Origin of the sequence: Pseudogemmobacter humi (assembly GCF_900609055.1) — a bacterium.
Classification (GTDB): domain Bacteria; phylum Pseudomonadota; class Alphaproteobacteria; order Rhodobacterales; family Rhodobacteraceae; genus Pseudogemmobacter; species Pseudogemmobacter humi.
Genome location: NZ_UXAW01000051.1, coordinates 206790 through 216888 on the forward strand (window position 1 = coordinate 206790; position 10099 = coordinate 216888).

Genomic DNA, 10099 nt, shown 5'->3' on the forward strand with positions numbered 1-10099 from the left:
GTCAAGCCCTCTCGCCGCTGATCGAGACCGGGCCGAGCGGGTAGGGCACGTTGTGCCGCCCGATCCAGTCGCGATATTGCGCGCGCGCGCCCGGAAAGCCGATATGGACCCAGGCCCGCATGCCGTGATTGCCGCCATGGATCGGGTCCGACAGGTAGCCCTCTTTGGTATTCGCGAGCATCACCTCGAAGAAATCTCGCAACTCGGGCGGCAGCGGCACCTCTGCGTCTTCCAGCGCGGTCAGCGCCTGATCCTGGATCGCCGGGACGAGATCGGCGAAGGCGGAGCCATGTTCCGCGCGGCACCAGTCGTCGAACGCCGCGATGCCCTGGCGCCAGAGCCGGGCCGGGGAAAGCGGCGACTGCCAGCCGAGTTCCGGCGGCGCCCCGGCGTCATGCGGGCCTTCCATATACCAGTTGGCCGCCGTGCCGAAATCGCCCGCCAGTTCGCGGTCGATGAACACCGGCACGCGGGCCTCGATCGCGCCGGGGCCGTCGCCTCCGGTCGGGATCAGCCGCGCCACCGCGGCCAGCACGAAGGCCCATTCGCCCTCGGTGAAGAATTCGCGGGGATGTTCCGTCAGCGGCGGCAGGGTCTGTCCCTCGGGCGAGCCGGGCCAAAGACCCGCGAAGGCAAGGCTGGCGGCAGAGACCTGAAGGAAGCGGCGGCGGGCCGGGCGCAGGGCCTGATGTGGCGGCGGGGCTGACATAGGGTTTCCTCGCTTACGAGTGGCTGGGACCGGCATCCCCGGACCGGCCTTCTGCGACCGGCATCGGGGGATGCGTCTGTTTCCCGAACCATGCGAAGGCGGAAAATGTTCCCTTCCGCGTGCGGGCCAGCAGGTTTAAGGGGCGAAAGCTTCCAGAGCCTGCGCAGGCCCGTTCCGCCCGGGGAAGCTGCGCGCGGTGCCCCCGGGCTGGTCGCGGCTTTGCTCCTGGCCGCCGTTTTGGCCCCTCTGCCCGCCCTGCTGGCGGCGGGACTGGTCCTGCTGTGCCATTTCCCTTGTCCGGGGGAACCGGCGGCCGCCTCTTTGATTGCGTGCGGGCCCATCTGAGGGGCAAATGCGGGGCTTTGGTTTTGCCCTGCGAGGTGTGGCCGGAAATAGTTTCCTTTTGAATCAATGGATAACGCGGTATTTGTGCGAATCCTCGGCGATTTCCTCGTAAAACATGCCGCGATGTGCTATATGAGACGGGCATCTCTTGTTTTCGGACCTGTTCCTTACGGCTCAGCTTTCGATCTTCAGCTTTGCCGGGCCGCTGCAATCGTGTGAGCGGCATTCATATAAGGAATATCACGATGGCCAATGGCACCGTGAAATGGTTCAACTCCACCAAAGGCTTCGGCTTCATCGCCCCGGAAGGCGGCTCGAAGGACGTTTTCGTCCATATCTCGGCGCTGGAACGCGCTGGCATCCGCGGGCTGAATGACGGCCAGGCCGTCAGCTTCGACGTCGAGCGCGACCGCAATGGCCGCGAATCGGCGACCAACCTGACGCTCGCCTGAGACATATCTCCGACAGATCAGAAAGGCGGGGCCGGCGTCGCGCTGGCCCCGCCTTGCTTTTGGGCGGCCCCTCCCCGGGCTGCCCGGCCTATCCGTAAAGAAACAGGACATGATTGAAATCCAATGGGGGGAACCCCTTTCCTTTGTCGTCTCGCCCGAGGGCGAGGTGCAGAAATTCACCACCATCGAACAGGCCCGCTACTGGCTGCGCCGGAAATGGCCGGTCACCGATGCGCCGCGGCAGCGCGCCCTCGACCGGCTGGAATCCGCGATGGAATGCATGACCACGGTAGGTTCGGCCCGCCGGGCCTTCATCAGTGCCGCAAGAAGCGCCGGTTTCGTATCTGAGAACCTGATGGCGCAATCCGGTCGCCCGCTGGCGGTCTGAGCCTTCCGCCGCTCCCCGGTGCCGTTGGCTGCGGGAGGGGCTCTTTTTCCTGTCAGCGCCGGTTTTGCGCTGCATTCTCCTGCGGATCGTCCGAAAAAGTCTGGCCATCTGCGGATCTGCCTCTCAGGGGCGCCAGATCGCCGTCGGAGCAGACCGGGATCTCATGCAGACGCCCCGGCGCGATCCGGTCGCCGGGCTCCACCGGCCGCGAATGTTCGGCGATGGCGCGCAGGGGCGGAAAGCCGCCCCCCCGGCTCAGGCCGGAAGGAAGGGGGAGAGGGTCACCCCCGCCGCCGCCAGCCGCGCGCGCAATGCCCGCGCCATGGCGACCGCGCCCGGCGTATCGCCGTGGATGCAGATCGACTCCGCCGCAAGCGGGATCGGATCGCCGCCCTGAACCGGCATCCGCCCGCTGTCGAGGAAACCGATCAGCCGTTCGGCCACCTCATCGGCATCATGCAGCACCGCTCCGGGCTGGGTGCGCGGCACAAGCTGGCCATTCGGCAGATAGGCGCGGTCCGCGAAGATCTCGGAGAACACCCGCAGCCCCGCGGCCCGCGCCGCGCGTTCCAGCGCGGTGCCGGAAATCGCCAGCACGGCAAGTCCGCCCGGCAGCGCCGCCACCGCCCCGGCCACCGCGCGGGCGACATCCTCATCCGCCGCCGCCAGATTGGACAGCGCCCCATGGGGCTTGACGAAGCCGACCCGCGCCCCCGCCAGCGCCGCCACGCCCAACAGCGCGCCGGTCTGGGCCGCCACCATCCGGGCGATCTCAGAGGGTTCCATCGGGATCACCCGGCGGCCAAAGCCCTCGCGGTCGGCATAGCCCGGATGGGCACCGATGCTGACCCCGCGCTCTGCGGCGAGGCGCAGGGCCTGGAACATGGTCCCGGGATCGCCGGCATGGCCGCCGCAGGCGAGGCTGGCCGAAGTGACGATCTCCAGCATCGCCGCATCGTCGCCCATCCGCCAGGGGCCGAAGCCCTCGCCCAGATCGGCATTCAGATCTATCGTCGCCATGGCTTCCCCCCTCTCAGCCCTGGCCGCCCGGCCGCCCCGCCAGCGCGATCAGTTCGGCCACCGAGCGGATCCCGAGCTTTTCCATGATGCGGGCGCGGTGATGATCCACGGTGCGCGGGCTGATGCCAAGCCTGGCGCCGACCTCTTTGCTGGAGGTGCCCGAGGGATTCTCGACCATATGGTCCACGATCTCTGCCTCGCGCGCGGTCAGCCGGTCGAAGCGGGCGCGGGTCTTCTGACAGCCCTCGCGCGCGGCCAGCCGCTCGGATGCGATGCCGAGCGCGGTCTCGATCCGTTCGACCAGCACCGCCTGGCGGAAGGGCTTTTCCAGGAAATCCACCGCCCCCGCCTTGATCGCCTGCACCGATTCCGGCACCCCGCCATGGCCGGTGATGAAGATGATCGGCAGCAGGTAATCCTGCCCGGCAAGCCGCTTTTGCAGCTCCAGCCCTGACATGCCGGGCATGCCGTGATCGAGGATCAGACATCCGCCCGACTGCCCGTTCCAGGCGCCAAGGAAGGCCTCGGCCGAGGCGAAGGCCTCGACCTCATAGCCCCTTTTGCGCAGCGCGCGCGACAGCGAACTGCGGATGGCGTCGTCGTCGTCGACCACAAAGACCGTCAGATTCACCTCAGCCCCCCTGCTTTCACGCCGCCGCTGCCGCCGCCGCGACCGGCAGGGTGAAACAGAACCGCGCCCCGCGCCCTGCGGGCTTCTCGTGCCACAGTTGGCCGCCATTGGCCTCGACCAGCGCGCGGCAGATCGACAGGCCCAGCCCCATCCCGTCCGGCTTCGAGGTCTCAAACTGTGTGAAGAGGTTGATTCCGTCGCGAATGCCGGGGCCGCTGTCCTGAACGCAGACCCTGACCAGATCGCCCTCGCGGGTGGCGTGGATGGTGATGAGGCGCTCGTTCTCCGGTTCGGGCGCGATGGCCTCGATCGCGTTGCGCAGGAGATTGACGATCACCTGGGCGACATGGATGTGGTTGCCCGTCACCTGCGGCAGGCCGACAGTAAGGGTGACGATGCGTACACCGGCCTCGGTCGCCTCGGGATGGACCAGCCTCTGGGCCTGGTCGAGCAGGTCGGCGAAATCGAACGGGTGGCGGGTGCCCTCGTCCTTGCGGATGAAGCTGCGCAAGGCGCGGATGATGTCGCCCGCGCGCAGGGATTGCCTCTCGATCTCGTCCAGCAGTTCGCGCAACTCGGGATCGGCGCCCTCGCCCAGCGTCAGGAGCGCGGTGTCGGCGTTCTGCGCGATGGCGGCCAGCGGCTGGTTCAGTTCATGCGCCAGCCCGGCGGCCATCTGGCCCATGGTATTGCCGCGCGCCAGATGCGACAGGTCGCGGTTGAGCTGGGCAATCTGCCCCTCGCGCGCCTTGTCGCGGGTGATGTCGTCCACCATCAGCACGCCATGCAGCGGTCTGCCCTGGTCGTCTCGGATCACGATGGAATTCAGGCTGACATGGATCATCGCGCCGTCGCGGCGATACCAGCGCATCTCGCAACTGGTCTCGGCGCCGCCGGGGCCGCTGTCGGCGCAGGCGGATTGCGCCAGATCGCCGGGATGGGCGATATCGGCGATCCGGCAGCCCACCACATCGGCGGGCGAGGCCGCGCCGATGAGTTCGGCGAATTTGGCATTGGCGCGGATCACCGCGCCGTCTTTGGGCGAGATCTGCGCCATCGCGCGCGACGACAGATCGAAGGTCTGGCCGTATTCGCGTTCGGCATCGCGGCGGGCGAGGATCTGCTGCATCAGCGTCGCATTGGCGCGCTCCAGTTCCTTGTAGGTGCGCGGCGCGGGTCCGGTGGGGTCCAGCTCGCCCTGCGAGATCAGCGTCGAGCGCACCGCGAAGGCGCGCACCGGACGGTGGATGTAATCCGCCAGCGCCAGACCGATCACGCCGGAAATCGCCGCCACCAGCGCGGCGATCCAGATATTTGCGGTGCGGTTTTGCTTGATGACGGCGGTGAAATCGTCCTCGGGCGCATAGACGCCGATGGTCCAGGGCAGCTTGTCGCTGATCGGCGGCATCACGGTCGAGACATAGACCTCGCCGTCCCAGGTGAATTGCGAGGCGGTGACCTGATCGACCAGCACCGGCCCCCGGCCCGCATGGCCGGCAAAGGCGGCGCGCGCGATCGGATCCTCGAATTCGGCGATATTGGCGAAACGCAGGGTGCCGTCTTCCCTGGTGATCTTGATCAGATCCAGATCGGGATGTGCGATGACATCGCCGTTCCGGTGGATGATCAGCGCCTTGCCCTGGACCCCGATCTTCAGCCGCGACAGGAAATCCGAGATTTTGCTGATCTCGATATCGACGCCCACCACGCCTTTGACGCCGCTTTCGGCATCGACCACCGGCGCGGCGAGGGTGATCCCGGGCTGCTGCGAGGTGAAGAAGATATAGGGATCGGTCCAGATCGTGGTCAGATCGGATTTCGCCCGCAAATACCAGGGCCGGTTGCGCGGATCATAGGGATCCTCGGGGGTTTGCTCGCGCGCGACGACCGAGAAATCGTCGTTGCGCCAGATCAGCTCGATGCTGCGCGCGCCGCCTTCGTTGCGGATGATCTTGCTGCGGAACGGCGCCTGGGCGTCCTCGGTCCGCATCACCATCACGAAATTGCCTTCCTCGCTGCCGTAATAGACCCCGGCGAATTGCGGCGTGATCTGAAGCTGCTGGAACAGAAGCTGCTCAAGCTGGACGTGATCCTCGCTGGCGACCACCCGGTTCTGCGCCAGCCGCGCCGCCAGTTCCGCCGCGCCCTGGGCCGGGTTCAGGAAGCCCTTGGAATGTTCGATCGCATTGGTGCCCACATCACGCAGCAGATCGCGCGCATGGGCGATCAGCGCCCGCTCCGAGGTGAAATAAGACGAAAACACCACCGTCAGCACCGCAAGGAACTGAAGCCCGGCAAGGCAGCAGGCCAGAAGGATACGCAGCGAAAAACGCATCAGCCGCCCGTGCCCCCGTGCACCGGAGAGCGGGCCGGGCGTGGGGGTCCGGCGGTCGGGCGGTTCGGGAAGGCAGGTGGCATGCGCTGATCCGGTGGTGGCTGTTCGGGCGGCAGGCTGGAAACGGGCGCATCAAGGCCCGCAACGCATTGCGAATCCGCCCGAAATCCGCCCGCTATTCTACGGCTTTTTAATGGATTCCACCAGAGCGGCCCCGCCCCGCCATAGGCAGATCTGCCTAGGCAACCACGCGGATTTACCGATTCCCAGGGTTATGCGATGAAGATCGGGCCGATGTGAGTATGAGTTCGGAAAGCTGCGGCGGCTTGCGGTGTGGCGATCGTCGTTCACGAACTAAGCCGTTCCGCGATTGGCGAGTATCCTGTTACGAGTATACTGTGAAAGGCTGCCGGTCTCCGCTTTCGGCGCGGACCGGCAGCCCTTTGTGCCCCTCGCCGGGCGCCCCCCTCGTCAGCGGTGCTCGTTCTTTGAGCCCTGGCCCTGGACGATACGGTCGATCACCATGGCGCAGGCCAGGATCGCCAGCCCCGCGAGAATGCCCTTGCCCACGGCGGCATATTGCAGCGCCGAGAGCACATCCTCGCCCAGGCCCCGCGCGCCGATCAGCGAGGCGATCACCACCATCGACAGGCACATCAGGAGCGTCTGGTTGATCCCGGCCATGATCGAGGGTTTGGCCATCGGCAGATCGACCCGGAACAACAGGAACCTGCGCGTGGCGCCGAAGGCGGTGGCGGCCTCGCGGATGTTCTCCGGCACCGAAGCGATGCCGAGCGCGGTCAGACGGATCACCGGCGGCATGCCGAAGATGATGGTGGCGATGATGCCGGGGGGCTTGCCGATGCCGAAAAAGGCGATCACCGGAATCAGATAGACGAAGGCCGGCATGGTCTGCATCAGATCCAGCACCGGGCGCATCGCGTTCAGCACCCGGCTGTCGCGCCCGGCCCAGATGCCGAGAGGCAGGCCCGCCACCACGCAAAGGAAGGCCGCCGTGCCCAGAAGCGCGACGGTGGCCATGCTTTTCTCCCAGAAGCCGAAGAAGGCCAGATAGGCCAGCGCCGCCGCCGAGAACACCGCCACCCGCCGCCCGGCGCATTGCCAGGCGATGGTGAGGACCGCAGCCATGACGATGGGCCAGGGCGTCGCCACCAGCGCGATCTCCAGCAGGCCGAGGATCGTGTTGATCCCGGCGGAGATGCCGTTGAACAGCCCGCCGAGGCCCTGGGCCGTGGCCCGGAACGCGCCGTCCAGCCAGCGCGCGCTTTCGTTGTAGATCGTGGCCGAGGCAGGGAAACTCGTCAGCCAGGCCGGCGGTGCGGGTGTTGCGAAGCGCAACCCCGACACGACATAGCCACCAAGGACAAGGACGGTGGCGAAGATGATCCGCGCGGGCGGCAGGCCATGGGCGATGCGGTGGTCGCCGCGCCAGCGCCGGAAGCGGCGGTTCAGAAGCGGCGTGGCGCTGAACCCTACTGCCAGATGCACCAGCGCCAGCCCCGTGGCGCCCGCGAGCCCGAGGCCGAGCGTGCGGGACTGCGCCGCCTCGGCCGCAGCGCGGGCATTGTCGGCGGCCTGGGCCAGCCCCTCGGCCGAGCGTTTCATCCCCTCGCCCAACGGGTCTCCGGCGGCGATGGCGGCTTCAGCGGCGGTCAGGCGCTCGGCGGATTGCATCTCCAGCCGGTCGGCGCGGGCGCGATCGTCGCGGCCCGGATCGCCGAACACGGCGATCGCCAGCAGGACCACCGAGGCCAGCGCCACGAGGAACGCAGGCCAGAACGCCCCCCACAGCGCGCGGGCGCCCAGCCAGACCGGCCCGGTCAGCGCGGCCATCGGGTTGAAGCTGAAGGACGGGCCGCTTTTCGCGGAAAGCCGATCAAATTCCGCGCTGTAATAACGCGCGCCGCGCTGCGTGAATTCGGCGACAAGCGGGTCTGTGTCTGTGTGGTTCATCGTCCGGGCCGTTCTGCGAGCGCCTGCATCAGATCCTGCGGCCGGGCATAGCCGCAGGGGTTGCCGTCGCGCGTCACCAGCGCGCCGCGCGCGTCCTTCGCAAAGATCGTCGCCAGCCGGGCCAGTGGCGCCTGCGCATCGACGCGGGGCAGATCGGGCGGCAGATTTTCCGGCAGGCCGCCCCCGTCGGGCAGGGGCGTCATGATCGTCGCGGTGCGGATCACCTCCAGCGGCGAGACGTGACGCACGAATTCGGCGATGAAATCGTTCGCCGGGCGGGTGACGATATCTTCCGGCGCTCCGGTTTGCAGGATGGCGCCGTCCTTCATGATCGCGATGCGCGAGCCGATGGCGATGGCCTCGTCCAGGTCATGGGTGATGAACACCACCGTCTTGCCCATCTCGCGCGAGAGCTGGCTGAACTGGCTTTGCAACTGCCGCCGGATCAGCGGGTCGAGCGCCGAGAACGGCTCGTCCATCAGCAAAACCGGCGGGTCGGCGGCCAGCGCGCGCGCCAGCCCCACCCGCTGCTGCATGCCGCCCGACAGGTTCGCGGGCAGCCGGTCGCCCCAGCCCGCCAGCCCCACCCTGGCCAGCGCCACCTCGGCCTGGTCGAAGCGCTGACGCGGTGTCGCGCCCTGGATCTCCAGCGGCAGGGCGACGTTTTCGCGCACGCTGCGGTGGGGCAACAGGCCGAAGCTCTGGAACACCATGCCGATCCGGCGCGAGCGCAGATCGCGCAGCCGGGCGGGTCCGGCCTTCACGATATCCTCGCCGCCGATCAGCACCTCGCCGGCGCTTGGTTCGATCAGCCGGTTGATCAGCCGGATCAGGGTGGATTTTCCGGATCCCGACAGGCCCATGACGCAGAAGATCTCGCCCTTCGCCACGCTGAAAGACGCGTCCGAAACCCCGAGCACCGCGCCCCACCTGGCCATCAGCTCGGCCTTGCCGGTGCCGGATTTCGCGGCGGTCAGCGCCTCGGCCTCCATGCGGCCGAAGATCTTCCAGACCGAACGGAATTCTATTTCTGGCTCGTTCACGGGCAATGTCCCATCCAGCTGGAATGGCCCCTGTCAGCCTGCCACGGGCGGCGGACCAGGGCAAATGCGCAAGGGTCGCATGTAATCTGATGGCCGGAGATGCGGGGGGCATCTCCGGCCGGGTCGGGTCTGTCCGCGGTTATTGCGCGGCCCAGGCGGCGATCTGCGCGGAATTGGCCTCGATCCAGGGCCTCACCACTTCGGCGGGATCCTTGCCATTGATGATCTCGAGCGACCAGGCATTCACGTCATCCGCGCTGAGCTGGATGTTCTGCAAAAGCGTCACCAGCGCGGGGTTGCGCTCGGAGAGGCTGGCCGACCAGCTGATATAGACCCTGGTGTCGGGATAGGCCGAGGCGACCTTCGACCTGGCCTGCCAGTCCGGATCCTCGTCGGGCTGGACCATCACGAAGGCATCGGGGTTATGGGCGGGCTCTTCCAGCAGCACCAGATCGTAGAGCACGAAATTCTGGTGCGGGCCGTAGCAATAGCCCAGCCAGGGCCGGTCGGCCTTGACCGCGGCGTCAAGGCCCGCCGTCGCGATGGCCTCGTCGGTCGATTGCAGTTCGAAGAATTCGGCGAAACCGTAATCCCGGGCGCGGATCGTCTCGATATTGGTCGAGAGCCAGCCCTGCGGGCCGATCCAGACCTCGCCCTTGCCGTCGCCGTTGGAATCGAACAGCGCCGCCACTTCGGGGTTGGCGAGATCGAAGACCGAACGGATGTTGTGCTTCTCCTGCACGGATTTCGGGATGCAGTAGCCCTGGACCGCGGGGAAGGATTTCTCCGACAGGGTGACGGTCTTTTCCTCGTCAACATATTTGGTCTTGGGGGCGTTCTGGTTCGGCAGCCAGGTCTCGGTCCAGATGTCGATCTCGCCTTTGCCGCGCGACATCGCCTCCCACACGACCGGCACCGAGGGCAGCGGCACGGTTTCCACTTCGAGGCCGAGCGCCTCTTCGATGATCCCGCTGACCGCGAAGGCGGTGGCGCGGCCCGAGGCGTAATTCGGATCCGGAATCACCAGCTTTTCGGCGGCGGCGATGCCGGGGGCGGCAAGACCGGGGGCTGCGATCAGCAGGGCGGCAAGCAATCTGGGCAGGGGCGACATTTTGTTTTCCTGTCTGTTTCAGAGATCAACGGCGTTTCCATTCAATCCCTTCGGCGGTTTATGGCACCGGAGGGCGCTTTCCGACATTCCA

Annotated in this window: 9 protein-coding genes; 2 read left to right on the plus strand and 7 right to left on the minus strand. The window is 67.1% G+C overall.

All coding sequences use genetic code 11. The annotated features are described in order from the left end of the window. Position 1: 1 nt before the first annotated feature. Positions 2–709: a gluconate 2-dehydrogenase subunit 3 family protein gene (locus XINFAN_RS07240; protein WP_124085816.1), complete on the minus strand. Its 708-nt coding sequence runs from the start codon at positions 707–709 to the stop codon at positions 2–4. Between the two features lie 590 nt (positions 710–1299). Between XINFAN_RS07240 and XINFAN_RS07245 the strand changes: the two genes are divergently transcribed. Next, positions 1300–1506: a cold-shock protein gene (locus XINFAN_RS07245; RefSeq protein ID WP_124085817.1), complete on the plus strand. Its 207-nt coding sequence runs from the start codon at positions 1300–1302 to the stop codon at positions 1504–1506. 109 nt (positions 1507–1615) lie between these two features. After that, on the plus strand, positions 1616–1894 hold the full coding sequence (locus XINFAN_RS07250) for a DUF982 domain-containing protein (protein ID WP_124085818.1): 279 nt from the start codon (positions 1616–1618) through the stop codon (positions 1892–1894). 255 nt (positions 1895–2149) lie between these two features. Here the strand turns inward: XINFAN_RS07250 and XINFAN_RS07255 are convergent, their stop codons facing one another. The 6 genes from XINFAN_RS07255 to XINFAN_RS07280 all read right to left on the minus strand — a co-directional run bounded on the left by XINFAN_RS07255 (position 2150) and on the right by XINFAN_RS07280 (position 10008). Further along, positions 2150–2914, minus strand: coding sequence for a LamB/YcsF family protein (locus tag XINFAN_RS07255; RefSeq protein WP_124085819.1), 765 nt, complete (start codon positions 2912–2914; stop codon positions 2150–2152). A gap of 13 nt (positions 2915–2927) precedes the next feature. Beyond that, positions 2928–3545, minus strand: coding sequence for a response regulator transcription factor (locus tag XINFAN_RS07260; protein ID WP_233352157.1), 618 nt, complete (start codon positions 3543–3545; stop codon positions 2928–2930). Positions 3546–3561: 16 nt separating this feature from the next. Next, a complete protein-coding gene (locus XINFAN_RS07265; RefSeq protein ID WP_124085821.1) occupies positions 3562–5880 on the minus strand; it encodes a sensor histidine kinase in 2319 nt (772 codons plus the stop codon). 471 nt (positions 5881–6351) lie between these two features. After that, complete coding sequence (locus XINFAN_RS07270; protein WP_124085822.1) at positions 6352–7854, minus strand: ABC transporter permease; 1503 nt, start codon at positions 7852–7854, stop codon at positions 6352–6354. After that, positions 7851–8897: a quaternary amine ABC transporter ATP-binding protein gene (locus tag XINFAN_RS07275; protein WP_199286379.1), complete on the minus strand. Its 1047-nt coding sequence runs from the start codon at positions 8895–8897 to the stop codon at positions 7851–7853. Before XINFAN_RS07275 ends, XINFAN_RS07270 begins: the two co-directional genes overlap by 4 nt. Positions 8898–9036: 139 nt before the next feature. Continuing rightward, complete coding sequence (locus XINFAN_RS07280) at positions 9037–10008, minus strand: ABC transporter substrate-binding protein (RefSeq protein ID WP_124085823.1); 972 nt, start codon at positions 10006–10008, stop codon at positions 9037–9039. Positions 10009–10099: the final 91 nt, after the last annotated feature.